The organism is Bacillus sp. AFS073361, assembly GCF_002567005.1.
Classification (GTDB): Bacteria; Bacillota; Bacilli; order Bacillales; family Cytobacillaceae; genus Neobacillus.
In genome coordinates this window covers 187,803-202,602 of the sequence record NZ_NUZU01000013.1, presented here as the reverse complement: position 1 = coordinate 202,602, position 14,800 = coordinate 187,803, and the positions used below count along the sequence as shown (strand labels likewise).

17 protein-coding genes are annotated in these 14,800 nt (G+C 36.9%); 4 read left to right on the top strand and 13 right to left on the bottom strand.

The window, feature by feature from the left end:
• The first annotated feature begins 7 nt into the window (after positions 1-7).
• Positions 8-1,162 (top strand): aminotransferase A, encoded by a 1,155-nt coding sequence (locus tag COJ96_RS08930; RefSeq protein WP_098572736.1) that lies wholly within the window; start codon positions 8-10, stop codon positions 1,160-1,162.
• 50 nt (positions 1,163-1,212) lie between these two features.
• Here COJ96_RS08930 and COJ96_RS08925 read toward each other — a convergent pair whose 3' ends face one another.
• From COJ96_RS08925 to COJ96_RS08890, 9 genes are all read right to left on the bottom strand, one after another.
• Complete coding sequence (locus COJ96_RS08925) at positions 1,213-1,392, bottom strand: hypothetical protein (RefSeq protein ID WP_098572581.1); 180 nt, start codon at positions 1,390-1,392, stop codon at positions 1,213-1,215.
• Positions 1,393-1,466: 74 nt separating this feature from the next.
• Positions 1,467-2,345 carry an NAD(P)-dependent oxidoreductase gene (locus COJ96_RS08920; RefSeq protein WP_180230037.1) on the bottom strand — a complete coding sequence of 293 codons (879 nt, stop codon included), beginning with the start codon at positions 2,343-2,345 and terminating at the stop codon, positions 1,467-1,469.
• Between the two features lie 162 nt (positions 2,346-2,507).
• Entirely contained in the window at positions 2,508-2,981 is a 474-nt protein-coding gene (locus COJ96_RS08915) for a hypothetical protein (RefSeq protein WP_098572580.1), read from the bottom strand.
• 87 nt (positions 2,982-3,068) lie between these two features.
• A complete protein-coding gene (locus COJ96_RS08910; RefSeq protein WP_098572579.1) occupies positions 3,069-3,854 on the bottom strand; it encodes an SDR family oxidoreductase in 786 nt (261 codons plus the stop codon).
• A 126-nt stretch (positions 3,855-3,980) separates the two neighbouring features.
• Positions 3,981-4,616: an FMN-dependent NADH-azoreductase gene (locus tag COJ96_RS08905; protein ID WP_098572578.1), complete on the bottom strand. Its 636-nt coding sequence runs from the start codon at positions 4,614-4,616 to the stop codon at positions 3,981-3,983.
• Between the two features lie 107 nt (positions 4,617-4,723).
• Positions 4,724-4,870 carry a hypothetical protein gene (locus tag COJ96_RS28530; RefSeq protein WP_180230028.1) on the bottom strand — a complete coding sequence of 49 codons (147 nt, stop codon included), beginning with the start codon at positions 4,868-4,870 and terminating at the stop codon, positions 4,724-4,726.
• 235 nt (positions 4,871-5,105) lie between these two features.
• Complete coding sequence (gene ptsP, locus COJ96_RS08900; protein WP_098572577.1) at positions 5,106-6,818, bottom strand: phosphoenolpyruvate--protein phosphotransferase; 1,713 nt, start codon at positions 6,816-6,818, stop codon at positions 5,106-5,108.
• A complete protein-coding gene (locus tag COJ96_RS08895) occupies positions 6,818-7,084 on the bottom strand; it encodes a phosphocarrier protein HPr (protein ID WP_026566280.1) in 267 nt (88 codons plus the stop codon). The genes ptsP and COJ96_RS08895 overlap by 1 nt, the downstream gene beginning before the upstream one ends.
• Positions 7,085-7,497: 413 nt before the next feature.
• Entirely contained in the window at positions 7,498-7,692 is a 195-nt protein-coding gene (locus tag COJ96_RS08890) for a hypothetical protein (RefSeq protein WP_098572576.1), read from the bottom strand.
• 250 nt (positions 7,693-7,942) lie between these two features.
• Between COJ96_RS08890 and COJ96_RS08885 the strand changes: the two genes are divergently transcribed.
• Positions 7,943-8,131, top strand: a complete 189-nt coding sequence (locus tag COJ96_RS08885) for a YkvS family protein (protein WP_026566278.1) — start codon at positions 7,943-7,945, stop codon at positions 8,129-8,131.
• A gap of 70 nt (positions 8,132-8,201) precedes the next feature.
• Here the strand turns inward: COJ96_RS08885 and COJ96_RS29195 are convergent, their stop codons facing one another.
• The gene (locus tag COJ96_RS29195) at positions 8,202-8,321 is read right to left on the bottom strand and encodes a DUF6254 family protein (RefSeq protein WP_222127323.1); all 120 of its coding nucleotides are present in this window, start codon (positions 8,319-8,321) and stop codon (positions 8,202-8,204) included.
• Positions 8,322-8,466: 145 nt separating this feature from the next.
• Here COJ96_RS29195 and COJ96_RS08880 point away from each other — a divergent pair, with 145 nt between their 5' ends.
• A complete protein-coding gene (locus tag COJ96_RS08880) occupies positions 8,467-9,078 on the top strand; it encodes a CPBP family intramembrane glutamic endopeptidase (RefSeq protein ID WP_098572575.1) in 612 nt (203 codons plus the stop codon).
• A gap of 33 nt (positions 9,079-9,111) precedes the next feature.
• Here COJ96_RS08880 and COJ96_RS08875 read toward each other — a convergent pair whose 3' ends face one another.
• Positions 9,112-10,161 (bottom strand): YkvI family membrane protein, encoded by a 1,050-nt coding sequence (locus tag COJ96_RS08875; protein ID WP_098572574.1) that lies wholly within the window; start codon positions 10,159-10,161, stop codon positions 9,112-9,114.
• Positions 10,162-10,353: 192 nt separating this feature from the next.
• On the opposite strand from COJ96_RS08875, the gene COJ96_RS08870 reads away from it, so the two are divergent.
• Complete coding sequence (locus tag COJ96_RS08870) at positions 10,354-12,507, top strand: ATP-dependent Clp protease ATP-binding subunit (RefSeq protein ID WP_098572573.1); 2,154 nt, start codon at positions 10,354-10,356, stop codon at positions 12,505-12,507.
• A 50-nt stretch (positions 12,508-12,557) separates the two neighbouring features.
• On the opposite strand, the gene COJ96_RS08865 is transcribed toward COJ96_RS08870, so the two are convergent.
• Together COJ96_RS08865 and COJ96_RS08860 are read right to left on the bottom strand one after the other, a co-directional pair.
• Positions 12,558-14,252 carry a M3 family oligoendopeptidase gene (locus COJ96_RS08865; protein WP_098572572.1) on the bottom strand — a complete coding sequence of 565 codons (1,695 nt, stop codon included), beginning with the start codon at positions 14,250-14,252 and terminating at the stop codon, positions 12,558-12,560.
• A gap of 100 nt (positions 14,253-14,352) precedes the next feature.
• Complete coding sequence (locus COJ96_RS08860; protein WP_098572571.1) at positions 14,353-14,793, bottom strand: MarR family winged helix-turn-helix transcriptional regulator; 441 nt, start codon at positions 14,791-14,793, stop codon at positions 14,353-14,355.
• Positions 14,794-14,800 lie beyond the last annotated feature (7 nt).

Below are 14,800 nucleotides of genomic sequence, written 5' to 3'. Positions count from 1 at the left end.
GACAATGTTGGAGCATTTAATCAATCAACGCGTAAAAAATATCGAAATCTCCGGAATTAGAAAGTTTTTCAATATGGTGGCCGATGTCGATGACTTAATTTCCTTTACGATTGGGCAGCCTGATTTTCCTACTCCAGAGCATGTGAAAATGGCCGGTATTGATGCGATTAAGCAAAACTTCACTTCATACACCCATAATGCAGGAACGATAGAATTAAGGGAAGCTGCTTGTAATTTTGTTAAAACTAAATATGGCTTGGATTATAAACCTGAATCAGAGGTTATTGTTACTGCAGGGGCAAGCGAAGCAATCGATATTGCATTTCGGACTATTTTAACAGAGGGTTCGGAAGTTCTTTTACCGGGGCCGATTTACCCTGGCTATGAACCAATTATTAATATGATGGGAGCAACCGCAGTCCATGTCGATATTCGACAAAATCAGTTTCGCTTTACTCTAGAAATGATTAAACCCTTAATTACTGAGAAGACCCGCTGTATCGTACTCCCCTACCCTTCTAACCCAACGGGAGTGAGTCTTACAGAATCAGAGTTAAGAGAAATAGCCGATTATCTTAAGAATAAAAATATCTTTATCCTGGCTGACGAAATATATAGCGAGCTTACCTATGATCAGCCACATAAGTCAATTGCTGCTTTTCTAAAGGAACAAACCATCCTCATTAATGGTTTATCAAAATCCCATTCAATGACAGGCTGGAGAATCGGCTTTTTATTTGCCCCTGATAGCATCGCAAAACATATTTTAAAGGTTCATCAATATAATATTTCTTGTGCCACTTCCATAGCACAGAAGGCAGCCTATGCGGCATTAACAACAGGTATTGATGATGCGATTGTTATGAAAGAAGAATATTTAAAAAGAAGAGAGTATGTTTACAAGCGTTTATCGGCTATGGGACTTAATGTAGTTAAGCCAGACGGTGCATTTTATTTCTTTATAAAAATCCCTGAAACCATCGCATTAAACAGCTTTGATTTCTGCCTTAAGCTTGTTCAAGATACAAAAGTGGCTGTTGTTCCAGGTAGTGCTTTCTCAGAATATGGAGAGGGCTATTTCCGTTTATCGTTTGCTTGTTCGATGGAATTATTAGAACTCGGCCTAAACCGGCTAGAACCATTCTTGAAAAACTTGAAATAGGGAAAATTTAAGACCCTCACAATGAATGTGAGGGTCTTAAGATGTAAGTATTACTGCCCTTTGTATTTCCCATTATTTTTAGGTGCTTTTTCTTTTTTTGCTTTTTCTTTATGAACTTGATTTGCCGCTGCTGAACCTATTTCAGTGGCGAATTCTTCGTTGGCAACTGCAGAATCAAATCCCTTTTTATTCTTTTGTTTAGCGTCGTTCTTTTTCGTCCTTTTAGCCATGTTACAATTCCTCCTATATCAAGATATCTCTCATAGTTTCAAATAGATAGGAGGAATTTATTCAATCCAATTTATCACTTCCAATATTTATAAAGCGCTTGGGTACCGCTATTTTCTTCTCCTCTTTCTGCCAATTGATCATATAAAGACTTTGCCAAGGAAAGACCTGGCACTTCCATCTCCATTCGTTCTGCTTCATCTATCGCGATTTTCATATCTTTAATAAAATGCTTTATGTAAAAACCAGGTTCAAAATTTCCTGCTAACATTCTAGGAGCAAGATTGCTCAACGACCAGCTGCCAGCAGCTCCGGTGGTTATACTTTTAAGGACATTTTCAGGGTCCAGACCAGCTTTTTCAGCATAATTAATCGCTTCACAGACACCCATCATATTTGAAGCAATCGCAATTTGATTGCACATTTTTGTATGCTGACCTGCACCAGGTTTACCTTGATAGACTACGTTAGTTCCAAGAAGTTCTAAAATAGGCCGCACCTCTTCAAATGCTTCCTTTTCACCACCAGCCATGATCGAGAGTTTAGCTTCTTTCGCTCCCACATCTCCACCAGATACTGGTGCATCTATAGCCTGGATTCCTTTTTTCTTTGCCTCCTCATAAATTCTAACCGCAAGTGAAGGAGAGGAGGTTGTCATATCGATAAAGTAACTACCTGAAGTTCCATTAAAAATTAAACCATCTTCATCGAAGTATATTTCTTCCACATCTGTAGGATAACCTACCATTGTAAATGTCACCGATGCCTTTTCAGCCACCACTTTGGGAGTTGCAGCCCAATCTGCACCTAGATCTAATAGTTCTTGTGCTTTTTCCTTTGTCCTTGAATAAACAACTAAGGAGTATCCAGCATTTATTAAATGACCTGCCATACTTTTTCCCATAACCCCAGTCCCAATAAAACCAACCACCGTATTTTCTGGTGAAAGCAACATCATCATCCCTCTCATGTTTATTTTCTTATTTATTTTAGCATTATCTATTAAAAATATCGCAAAAAAAAACCGGAGCGTCCCAATCGCTCCAGTCTTTGTGCTCCATCTCCAATATTATGCACATCTTTATTTTGCCCTTTTTCATTCCAACATAATCATAAATTACAACTCTGATGAAAAGTTTGTGAGATAGACACGTCCGAATACTTCTTGATTATTAAAGACTTCAATCGAAACCGCATTATTCTTTTCAATCATGTTTTTAAGTTCATGAATATGTAAATCTTCTTTTAGTGGAAGCGGGTCCATAAAAATATATTTTTCGCTTTTTCCTTTTACTTCTAAATATTCACCGTTTAACACTTGATCTTCGCCGTATACTATTTCTCTTTTACCAATTGCGGCTGCTAGTTTATCATCATGAATAGTTACTTTCACTTTATATAATTGCTGCCCTGATAATATTTCATTGTTAATTCGAAAACGGAACTGTAATTCATTATTTTTTGTCAACAAAGCATCTGCATAACGATTGACAATTAATTCATTGGAAAACAGTAAACCACAGCCACTCATTAGCATGGACCCACATAGAACCAAGAGCAAAACAGTCATGAAACGAATATTTTTCAGCATGTAATAACACTCCCTTAATATTTTTACCATAGCCAAAATACATCGGTAATAAACGTAAAGAAAGGTTAATATAGGAAAAAACTTTTTTTAAATTGCTTTGATCATCCCTCCATCTACTAAAAATGAACTGCCTGTCATATAAGAATTAGCATCAGATAATAGGAATGCCGCAACATTTGCAAATTCCTCAGGAGTACCGTATCTCTTTAAAGGAATTCCTTCCTTGGCCTTCAATGCAATGGTTTCTCTGTCAACCCCTAATTTATCTGCGTTTACTTGATCTAAATGATTAACGCGGTCCGTGGCAATCCGACCAGGTGCAATCGTATTAATTAAAATATGATATGGAGCTAACTCAGACGCTAGTGTCTTTGAAAGCCCAACAATGCCAGTCCGGAAAGTGTTTGAGAGTATTAATCCTGGAATCGGTTCTTTAATTGAAGTAGATGCGATGTTAAGAATTTTCCCGCCTTGCTGTTTTAAATAGGGCAATGCTGCACGAATCATTCGAACATATGATAATAAATTCAATTCAAAGGAACTCTGCCATTCATCATCTGTTAATTCCTCAAACGAACCTGCAGGGGGACCTCCAGCATTGTTCACTAGCAAATCGATACTTTGAAATGTATCTGCAGTTACTTTTACCAACTGATTAATATCCACTACATTCATTATGTCAGTTTTTTGGTAGGCTACTTTTCCCATTCCGAGAGATTCAAGCTGACTTGCTTTCTGTCTTAGCTTTTCCTCTTCACGTCCAGAAATCATAACATTTGCTCCCTCTTTTACTAAACGTTCAGCTATTGCAAACCCTAGACCCTGGCTCGAAGCAACAACCAAAGCTGTTTTACCAGTTAAATTCAACTCCATCGTGTTCGATTCCTCCTTCATAAATCTACTACTAGTATACAGGATATATTGAGGGAATACTTGGTAAAATTTCATAAAAAAAGAGACAGATTTATTCTGCCTCTTTTCCAAAAACTAGAGTGGTCTTTAAAAGGTATGTGCCAAATCTTTTGCTCTTGCAATTGCATTTTCTTTAATTTCTTGCGCCTTGTCAGGCATAGCATTATGACCTTCTACAAACAATCCTTCAAGAGAAGGAACTCCAAAGAAACTCATCATCACACTAATATACCGGTGCCCCATTTCCATCTCTGCTGCAGGCCCCTCTGAGTAAAATCCACCTCGTGCTTGTATGTGCAAGGCTTTTTTATCAGTTAACAAACCTATTGGACCTTTTTCCGTATATTTAAAGGTCTTTCCTGCAACTGCTACTGAATCAAGATATGCCTTCATAATGGGTGGAAATGAGAAATTCCATAGAGGCGTGACAAATACATATTTATCGGCACTCACAAACTGCTCACTTAACTCGTTAAGGCGGCTGACTTTCTGCTTTTCTTCTCCTGTTAGTTCATCAAAGCTTTGACCGGAACGGAGTTTCCCCCATCCGCTAAATACATCAGCATCAATATGAGGTATATTTTCTTTATACAAATCTAAATGTATAACCTCGTCACCAGAATTAACTTGTTTATAGCTATCAATAAAAGCCTTACCTACTGCCATACTATAGGATTGTGTTTCATCGTGAGGATGTGCCGTGATATACAAAACGCGTACCATTCATGCTCCACCTTTCATTTGAATAAAGACATTATTATTATCAGTTTAAAGGCAGGAAAATAATCAAAAAGGATCTGCCCGAAGACAAATCCTTTTTCTTCCATTATTTATTCATTTGTATCAAGGGAGTAAGGGTTCCGACCAATATTACTTCTCATTTCATCAGTCATCTGGAATGTTTCATTAACCAATGACTCATTTGTTGCCTGACCTAGTAGTGAACTCCCATCATAATGTACAGGTTTTTGTTCCATATGTCCTTTCACCTCCGCCATTACTACTATAGTATGTATAATTATCACCTAATATATTTCCTGATTTTGTCTATCAACCACCCAAAAGAACTTCCATAAAAAAGGGTATTTAGCATTACTTATTATACTCAAAGATCGATAATAAAAATGACAAATATATGAAAAGTCAAAAAAATATATGTATGCATAACAAAAAGACCGGCTAATCTTCAGCCGGTCTTTCTGTTTCATATATTTACTTTGTTGCAGCATTAACTGCTTCGATAACCTGATCAGTTGTTTGCATATTTAAAACTTCTTGAGCAAGCTTCTCCATATCAGATTTTTTCAAATTCCTGATTTGAGAACGAGCTTTTAAAATTGATGTAGCACTCATTGAAAATTCATCAAGTCCAAGTCCAATGAGAACTGGAATAGCTGTTTCATCTCCTGCCATTTCCCCGCACATACCTGTCCATTTTCCTTGTGCATGTGCTGCATCAATAACCATTTTTACTAATCGTAAAATGGATGGGCTATATGGCTGGTATAAGTAAGAGACACGCTGATTCATTCGGTCTGCAGCCATTGTATATTGAATTAAATCATTTGTACCAATACTAAAGAAGTCTACTTCTTTTGCAAATTGATCCGCTAAGACGGCCGTTGAAGGAATTTCAACCATAATACCAAGTTCAATACCTTCAGCAACTTTCTGGCCTTCTGCAAGAAGTTTTTGCTTTTCTTCTTCAAGAATTGTTTTGGCAGCACGGAACTCATCTAGTGTTGCAATCATTGGGAACATGATTTTTAAGTTTCCATAGTTGCTCGCACGTAACAGTGCTCTAAGCTGAGTTCGGAAGATGCCTTGCTCTTCTAAACATAAGCGAATTGCACGGAAGCCTAAAAATGGATTCATTTCCTTTGGAAGATCCAAGTAAGGAAGTTCCTTATCTCCACCAATATCTAGGGTACGAACAACCACAGGTTTACCATTTAAACCCTCTAAAACAGCCTTGTAGGATTCAAACTGTTCTTCTTCTGTTGGTAGTTGGTCTCTTCCCATATAGAGGAATTCAGTCCGATATAGACCTACACCCTCACCGCCATTTTCAATAACTCCTTTTAAATCCTTTGGAGTTCCGATATTGGCTACTAACTCAACATGGTGATCATCATTTGTTACAGTTGGTTCATTAACAAGCTTGGCCCATTCGGCTTTTTGAACTTCATACTCATTATGAATTTTACGGTACTGATCAACAAGCTCAGGTGTTGGGTTAATATGTACCTCACCCTTAAGTCCATCAACAATAACAAGATCTCCATTATTGATTTCCTCTGTCGCTGCCTTTGTTCCAACTACCGCTGGAATTTCCATTGAACGAGCCATTATAGCTGAATGAGAGGTACGTCCACCAATGTTTGTTGTGAATCCTAAGACAAATTGTCTGTTTAATTGAGCTGTGTCGGAAGGAGTTAAGTCTTCAGCAACAATAATCACTTCTTCAGCAATCATACTTGGATTAACAAGCTGCACACCTAATAGATGAGCTAATACACGCTTCGTTACGTCACGAATATCTGCTGCACGTTCTTTCATATATTCATTATCCATCTGTTCAAACATCATAATGAACATATCTGCTGTTTCCTTTAATGCAGATTCAGCATTTACTTTATCAGACTGAATTTTATCTTCAATTGGTGAATTTAATTCAGGGTCACTTAATACAAGTAGATGTGCTTCAAAAATCGCTGCTTTATCAGCTCCAAGGTCTACTTTTGCACGGTCACGAATTGCTTCGAGTTCTGTTTTAGATTTCTCTATAGCCTTGCGGAAACGGTCAACCTCAGCAGCAGCATCATCAATTGTTCTTGATTCAAAAGATAAATCTGGTTCAACAAGACGGTATGCTTTTGCAATAGCGATCCCGTTTGATGCGGCTATTCCCTGTAAAAAAGTCATTATTCTGCCAATCCTTCTTTTTTCAATGTCTCTTCAAGGCTATTTAATGCATCGTTTGCATCGTTTCCTTCTGCAGAAATGGTAATATCAGCTCCTTGGCCAACACCTAAAGACATAACGCCCATAATTGATTTTAAGTTAACTTTTTTACCTTTATATTCTAAATGAATCTCAGAATCAAATCTGCTTGCTGTTTGAACTAATAAAGTTGCTGGTCTAGCGTGAATTCCTGTTTCTGCGACTATTTTAAATTGTTTTTCTGACATGCTAATCAAACTCCTTTAGTATTTATATAAGATAAAACTTGCTTCATTAAAAATAAACATTTCTCATCATTTAGTCAACTAAATCAATAACTAACTAAAGAGTAATAGTAAAATCATTTCTTTCCAACTATTTTTTCCCAAAAAGAAACAAACATGTAATGCTTATTAACTCTGATGATAATGTTTTGATTTATACAATTGCTAGAATATCATTTTCTTCATATTCAAACAACTGAAAAAGGCTAATTTATATTTTATGTCACAAATCTGTCAAAAACAATCAAAATCTTTCATTTTTTTAATAAACATAAAAAATCCTTCAACATAACTTCTACAGCATTTTAGTTATCCGGATTTTTTATTACTATATAGAAAAAGAACTCCCTATTGCGAGAGTTCTTCTGTGTCAGCCATTAACTTCTTGGCTCCTCTAGATATTGATACAATACATCTCCGCCCCTTTGACCAATCCCGCGGAAATGTTTAAAGTCTGCCCTTTTCACTAGCACCTGACGAAATTCCATAAACTGATCATTTGTGACATAATACTCAGAAAGTTCCCCTGACATGAGGCGATTCAATATATCTGTAATCATTTCTTCTGTCATTTCAAACACCACCTTCACCTGATTTTATTTTAACGCAACCGCCTTTCCTTAAGCCAGCATTGTAAATTTCTTCAGTGATTTTTGAAAGCGTTTTCTATTCTTTTGTTGCCTTTTTTCTCATATAATTATATTGTTAATAAAGAATTAACATAATTGTCAAATAAAAGGCTTTACGAAACGAAAAAAGTAGTGCAAACTGTTATTTAACTGGATTTTATTTATAGTTTTTGAGGTAAAGGAGAGAGACATTATGAGAAAAGCAGAAGTTGGAAATATCATAGAATTCCGTGGTGGCTTGAAAGGGATTGTTGAAAAGGTAAATGAAAATTCTGTCATTGTCGACCTAACAGTTATGGATAATTATCGTGATTTAGAATTGGATCAGCGAACTGTTGTCAATCACAAAAACTATAAAGTTATAAAAGAAAGCGCTTATTAAAATAATAGTATACTAGAAAAGGCAGCCCTTACTATGGCTGCCTTTTCTTTTTTGACATTAGCCAAAATAGTTATTGGCCCTTTCCAGCTTCATTTGCCAATTGCTTTTTTGTTTTTACTTTTCCATGTGGATTTTGATCTTGCTTCCGGACAGTCCATTCTCTTTCTTGTTCACTTTTTGATTTGCTCATTTCTTTCACTCCCTTCCTTTTTTATTTTTTTCTTTTCTTTATGTTCTAACCTAACGAAACCGTAAAATTAGAGATGTAATGATTTCCATTCGAAAAACTAATTTGATAAAATATATTTTATGTTTTGTAAAAAGGAGATCGCGTAATGAAGATATTCTTCCAAGACCCGCGCGTACTAATTGGATTAATTATTGCACATGTACTTTTATTTTTTTCATTTCATGATAAAGTGATCTTTTGGTATATTTTTGCTGGTTCGATTTTAATCTTAATCGCTTATGCTATGTTTCAAGAAGAGGTGGATGATAACGTATCCTTTATTCAGTATATTTTTCTTGGGGCACTTACCGGTTTATTATTATATAGTATCTTTTGGGTTGGGATTCGGGGAATGAAGATCCTGCATCTACCCTATGATACAAGTCTTAGGAACCTATATAAATGGTTTGCTCCTACAATATTTTGGCAATATATTGCCCTTGTATTAGTTGCAGCCCCAGGAGAAGAACTTTTCTGGCGGGGGTTTATCCAAAAAAGATTGAGCAAAATGTTTAAGCCTGGGTTCAGTATTTTGGTAGCGTCAATCCTGTACGCTTCTGTCCATATTTATGCCGGCTCATTTTTATTAGTACTTGCAGCCTTTATTTCTGGTTTCGCTTGGGGATATCTGTACCTTTGGAAAAAGAGTATGCCTTTGGTGATTGTTTCTCATATCATTTTTGATTTGATGATGTTTATTTTCTTACCTTTGCATTAAAAAGCAGTTGCTCTCCTGAACAACTGCTTTTTTTTATTTTCTGACACTTGTTGGTAATGGCTTTATCCAAAGTAAAATAAAAAAAATCATACAAATATACCCAAACAAAGGATATAAATAGGAGAGCAGCGTCCCATAATTTACAAGGCTGATTAAATAAGAAACAACAAAAATGAGTGTTACAGATAGGATTGTCGGAATAGACGAATATTGTTTCAACTGCCGATCGAGTCCAAACACATTTCCAATCACAGAGGTGAAAATTTCTCCATAAATAACGAGAACAAAAATCCAAAATAAAAAAGGGGCTAAATTTTTCATGACAATGGCCATTGGGATGTTATATATTTCTAAACTAGGAAGCATGATTAACGAAAAGTGACTTGCAATTAAGATTATAGTTAAAGCAGCCCCTCCAAGAATTCCTCCCCATTTAATCGTCCAATCATCTTTCACTTCTGTAGCAATTGGCACTAAAACTGCTTGAGATAGGCCAAGATTTAATGCCACATAAGAAAATGGGGCGATGACACTCCTCCAGCCATCATCCGCATGCGGAATAAAAAGTAATTGATCGATAAAGTGGGGCATTTGCACTGAAAAGAGCATTAAGATAAGGCTGAAAGTTATCATAAGTGGAACAACAAATGTATTAACTGCAAAAAGACCTTTTGTTCCAACTAACATGACTAAAAAGGATAAAAAAATGGTCAAGAAAACGCCGGCCGCTTTTGGCAAACCTAACTGCTCCTCAAATACAGCCCCTGCTCCGGAAAGCATGACTGCACTAACTCCAAGAAGCATAAAAAGCATAAAAATATTAATGACACGACTTGGCCATTTGCCAAACAAATACTCATTAAACTCTTGATAGGATTTTGCATTTATATGTGCAGCCATTCTCATTAATTTCGACCCCAATGAAATAAAGAGATATCCGCTCATTATTATACTTATTAAGCCAAAGAAACCAAACCGTGAAAAAAATTCAACGATTTCTTTTCCCGTGGCGAAACCAGCCCCTACTACAGTCCCTACATAGACTGCAGCTATCTGAAACGCTTGCGTCCATTCCCTCTTCACATCATCTCCTCCTTATCATCAATATATGATGATAGGGGCAAACTCAGACGAGCTTTTTTCCTTAATTAGAAAGCATTGCCAAAACATTTCTCTTGAAAGTCAAAAAAGGTCAGAGTATACTATCGACATAAGGTCAAATATAGTCAAAGTCAAACAATATTATTCCATAATTTAATAGGAGGTTATTTACTTATGCTTTGTCAAAAATGTAATGAAAATAATGCAAACGTACAATTAAATATGATTATTAATGGGCAGCGTAAGGAAATTAAACTCTGTCATGAATGTTATGCAAAAGAAAAGCAATCTTTAGGAGCAGGGCTGGGTCAAAATATGAACTTTTTCCAAGGTTTCCCGTTCGAAGACTTTTTCATGTCAAGTGCAGCCCATGGGAAAGATGACATCAGTCAACCTGTTACACAAACTGGGGGAAAAAGCAGACATAGCAGTTTTATAGATCAATTCGGACGAAATTTAACTCATCTGGCTAAAGCGGGATTAATTGATCCGGTAATTGGTCGTGATGGAGAAGTAAAGCGTGTTATCGAAATATTAAATAGACGTAATAAAAATAATCCTGTCCTAATTGGTGAACCAGGAGTGGGAAAAACAGCGATAGCTGAGGGTCTTGCGCAGAAAATTGCGGAAGGAGATGTTCCTGGTAAGTTGCGTAATAAAGAGGTTTACTTGCTAGACGTTGCTTCCCTCGTTGCCAATACAGGAATTCGCGGACAATTTGAAGAGAGAATGAAACAACTCATTTCCGAATTACAAGACCGGAAAAATATTATTCTTTTTATTGATGAAATCCACCTTCTTGTTGGTGCTGGTTCCGCAGAAGGGTCAATGGATGCAGGAAATATCTTAAAGCCTGCCTTAGCCCGCGGTGAGCTTCAATTGGTTGGTGCAACCACACTTAAGGAGTATCGACAAATCGAGAAAGATTCGGCTTTAGAACGACGCTTCCAGCCGGTACATGTTCTTGAACCAACACCAGAGGCTGCCATTGAAATTTTAAAAGGGATACAAAAGAAATATGAAGATTATCACCAAGTAAACTATTCCGAGCAAGCGATTCTTGCCTGTGTTCACTTGTCACATCGCTATATCCAGGACCGCTTCTTACCTGACAAGGCGATTGATTTACTGGATGAGGCTGGTTCAAAATTAAATCTTAATTCAGATTATCAAAACAATGAACAAATTGAACAGCGCTTAAAAGAGATTGATGTTGAAAAAGAAGAGGCACTGAAAGGCGAGAATTATGAAAAGGCAGCTACACTTCGCGATGAAGAAGCCAAACTGGAAAAAGCATTAAATAAGGTTTCAGGTATAGAGAGACCTCTTGTGGATGTATCTCATATCCAAGAAATCATCGAAGAAAAAACAGGTATTCCAGTTGGAAAACTACAACAAGATGAACAGTTAAAAATGAAATCTTTAGAAGAAAATCTAAAGTCTAAGGTTATCGGTCAGGAAAAAGCAGCAAATAAAGTAGCGAAAGCAATTAGACGCAGTCGGGCCGGTTTAAAATCAAAACATCGCCCAATCGGTTCCTTCTTATTTGTTGGACCCACCGGAGTTGGTAAAACAGAATTAACTAAAACACTTGCCGAAGAACTATTTGGTTCAAAGGATTCGATGATCCGCCTAGATATGAGTGAATACATGGAAAAACACAGTATCTCTAAATTGATTGGCTCACCTCCTGGCTATGTAGGTCACGAAGAAGCAGGACAGCTAACAGAAAAAGTACGCAGAAACCCTTACTGCATTATTCTATTAGATGAAATTGAAAAGGCACATCCAGATGTTCAACATCTATTCCTGCAAATTCTTGAAGATGGGCGCCTGACGGATAGTCAAGGAAGAATTGTCAGCTTTAAGGATTCCGTAATCATTATGACAAGTAATGCTGGCGTAGGCCACAAGACCGTTCATGTTGGATTCGGTACAAACGAGGCGATTGAAGAAGCAAGTATCCTTGACTCACTTGGCAGTTTCTTTAAACCTGAATTCCTGAACCGCTTCGACAGTATCATTGAGTTTAATTCACTCAGCAAAGAGCATATCCTTTATATTGTCGATTTAATGATTAATGAGTTACAAGAAATGCTTACGGCACAAAAGATTGAATTAATGGTAACACAAGAAGCGAAAGAAAAACTCGCAAGGCTCGGATATCATCCAGCTTTCGGAGCACGACCGCTCCGCCGTGTCATCCAAGAGCAGCTTGAAGATAAAATAGCGGATTTTATCTTAGAGCAGCCAGAGATTAAAAAATTAACTGCTATTGTTGAAGAAGATGAGCTAAAAGTTGTTTCCCATGTTACTGTGGTTAAATAAATAATAGCGAAGCCCTTCTAGAAATTCTAGAAGGGCTTCGCTTTTTTCATTTATAGTTTTTTATCATCTACAGAGTTTAACCAATTTTCAATCACACCCACTACGGATTCTACACAACCGGCCTCAAATGGCGAGATTAAATTCGCTGCTTCAACTAACTTAGTGAATGACATACTACCGCCTAATTTACATAGTTTAACATAGTCTGCCCATGCCTCTTCTTGATTTTCTCTCGAGCGCTTCCAGAATTGAAAAGCACAAATTTGTGCAAGTGTATAATCTATATAGTAAAACGGTGAATTATAGATATGTCCTTGGCGCTGCCAGAAGCCGCCATTTTCTAAGTATTCATTCTCGTCGTAATCTTTATGAGGTAAATACTTCTTCTCAATTTCACGCCATTGAAGCTTACGCTCTTTTGGGGTTGCTTCTGGATTTTCATAGACCCAGTGTTGGAATTCATCAACGGATACCCCGTAAGGCAGGAATAATAGGGCATCACTTAGATGAGAAAACTTGTACTTATCGGTGTCTTCCTTAAAGAACAAATCCATCCATGGCCATGTGAAAAATTCCATACTCATGGAATGAATTTCACATGCTTCGTATGTCGGCCAAGCATATTCAGGAATCTCAAAATGACGACTCGAATAAACTTGGAATGCATGACCAGCCTCATGTGTTAGAACATCAATATCTCCAGAGGTACCGTTGAAATTTGAAAAAATGAAAGGTGCTTTATAATTTTCAATAAAAGTACAATAGCCACCGCCAGCTTTTCCCTTCTTCGCTACAAGATCCATCAAATTATTTTCTTGCATAAATTGAAAGAATGCCCCAGTTTCTTGTGAAAGTTCCTCATACATTTGCTGCCCATTTTCAATAATCCATTCCGGAGTGCCCTTTGGAGTGGCGTTTCCCGTTTGAAAATTAAAAGATTCGTCGTAATATTTAAGCTTATCGAGACCGATTCTATCTTGTTGGCGCGCCTTTAATTTTGTTACAATTGGTACAATATATTCCTTAACTTGATTACGGAAATTGGCAACCATTTCTGCATTGTAATCGGTTCTCATCATCCGGTAATAACCAAGTTCAACAAAGTTTTTAAAACCAAGTTTCTGAGCGATTTCAGTCCTAACTTTAACAAGGTCATCATAAATACGATCAAACTCTGCTTCATGCTCAACCATAAATCCAAATTTCGCTTCATTTGCCCTTTTTCTCATTTCTCTGTCCGTTGACTGAGCGAACGGTTCTATTTGGGCTAGAGTTCTTTCTTCCCCTTCGAAGTCAATCTTTGCAGATGCCATTAGCTTCGTATATTCCGTTGACAATCGATTTTCTTTCTGAAGTAATGGAACGATTTCTGGTTTGAATGTCTTCAGCTGTCCTTCGGCAAGGGCAAAAAGCTGTTTCCCCCATTTTGCCTCTAATTGAGACCTAAACTTAGAATCAACCAATACTTGGTAATACTTTGTCACTAACCCTTCCACTTCAGGCTGAATTTCATCCATATAATCTTGTTCTTCCTTGTAAAACTCATCATTCGTGTCAATGGAATGACGGATATAACAAAGATTGAACATCGTACCCAAGTCATTTCTTAGTGTATTAATCTCATTCATTACCGCGTTTTGTTCATCTAGTGAAGTTGCGTTTTTAAAACTCTCAATTGCCGAATTAAATTTTTTAGTTACTTCTTCTAAATTTGGCCGTATGTATGTATAGTTTTCAAACCCCATTGAAACAACCCCTTAGTAAATTTTTCTAATATTTCCACCTATTTTATTATATACTATCGCTTAACATTCCTGACAAAAAAAATACGGCCAAATGACCGTATTAGAATTTACCAGCAGGTATTCCCAGCTTTTTTAACAATTCAATCGCTTCTAGTTTTTCAGATTCACTAAGCGATGACATGAGACGATTGATTTGCTCTGCATGTTCAGGGAAAATTTCCTGAATAAATTTTTTCCCGTCTTCTGTGATTTGTGCATAAGTGACACGGCGATCTTTCGGACAGGCAATTCTTCTTAACATTCCTTTTTGTTCAAGCTTGTCGACCACGTAAGTAATACTTCCACTTGCAAGCAAGATTTTCCCGCCAATTTGCTGCATGGGCTGGTCACCCTTATGATACAGAAGTTCCAGAACGGCAAATTCCGTAGGGTTTAACCCGTTTGCCTGGATTACTTTATTTACATGTTCGTTAATAGCTTTATATGCTCTTGAAAGGACGATAAAAAGCTTTAATGAATTAGCAGTTGAATTATTTTCCATAAAAAAC

Excerpts from the sequence above, each read along its gene's own strand:
- COJ96_RS08925 (WP_098572581.1), bottom strand. The coding sequence starts at position 1,392 with ATGGCTAAAAGGACGAAAAAGAACGACGCTAAACAAAAGAATAAAAAG.
- COJ96_RS08920 (WP_180230037.1), bottom strand. The coding sequence starts at position 2,345 with ATGTTGCTTTCACCAGAAAATACGGTGGTTGGTTTTATTGGGACTGGG.
- COJ96_RS08915 (WP_098572580.1), bottom strand. The coding sequence starts at position 2,981 with ATGCTGAAAAATATTCGTTTCATGACTGTTTTGCTCTTGGTTCTATGT.
- COJ96_RS08910 (WP_098572579.1), bottom strand. The coding sequence starts at position 3,854 with ATGGAGTTGAATTTAACTGGTAAAACAGCTTTGGTTGTTGCTTCGAGC.
- COJ96_RS08905 (WP_098572578.1), bottom strand. The coding sequence starts at position 4,616 with ATGGTACGCGTTTTGTATATCACGGCACATCCTCACGATGAAACACAA.
- COJ96_RS28530 (WP_180230028.1), bottom strand. The coding sequence starts at position 4,870 with ATGGAACAAAAACCTGTACATTATGATGGGAGTTCACTACTAGGTCAG.
- ptsP (WP_098572577.1), bottom strand. The coding sequence starts at position 6,818 with ATGACTTTTTTACAGGGAATAGCCGCATCAAACGGGATCGCTATTGCA.
- COJ96_RS08895 (WP_026566280.1), bottom strand. The coding sequence starts at position 7,084 with ATGTCAGAAAAACAATTTAAAATAGTCGCAGAAACAGGAATTCACGCT.
- COJ96_RS08890 (WP_098572576.1), bottom strand. The coding sequence starts at position 7,692 with ATGACAGAAGAAATGATTACAGATATATTGAATCGCCTCATGTCAGGG.
- COJ96_RS08885 (WP_026566278.1), top strand. The coding sequence starts at position 7,943 with ATGAGAAAAGCAGAAGTTGGAAATATCATAGAATTCCGTGGTGGCTTG.
- COJ96_RS29195 (WP_222127323.1), bottom strand. The coding sequence starts at position 8,321 with ATGAGCAAATCAAAAAGTGAACAAGAAAGAGAATGGACTGTCCGGAAG.
- COJ96_RS08880 (WP_098572575.1), top strand. The coding sequence starts at position 8,467 with ATGAAGATATTCTTCCAAGACCCGCGCGTACTAATTGGATTAATTATT.
- COJ96_RS08870 (WP_098572573.1), top strand. The coding sequence starts at position 10,354 with ATGCTTTGTCAAAAATGTAATGAAAATAATGCAAACGTACAATTAAAT.
- COJ96_RS08865 (WP_098572572.1), bottom strand. The coding sequence starts at position 14,252 with ATGGGGTTTGAAAACTATACATACATACGGCCAAATTTAGAAGAAGTA.
- COJ96_RS08860 (WP_098572571.1), bottom strand. The coding sequence starts at position 14,793 with ATGGAAAATAATTCAACTGCTAATTCATTAAAGCTTTTTATCGTCCTT.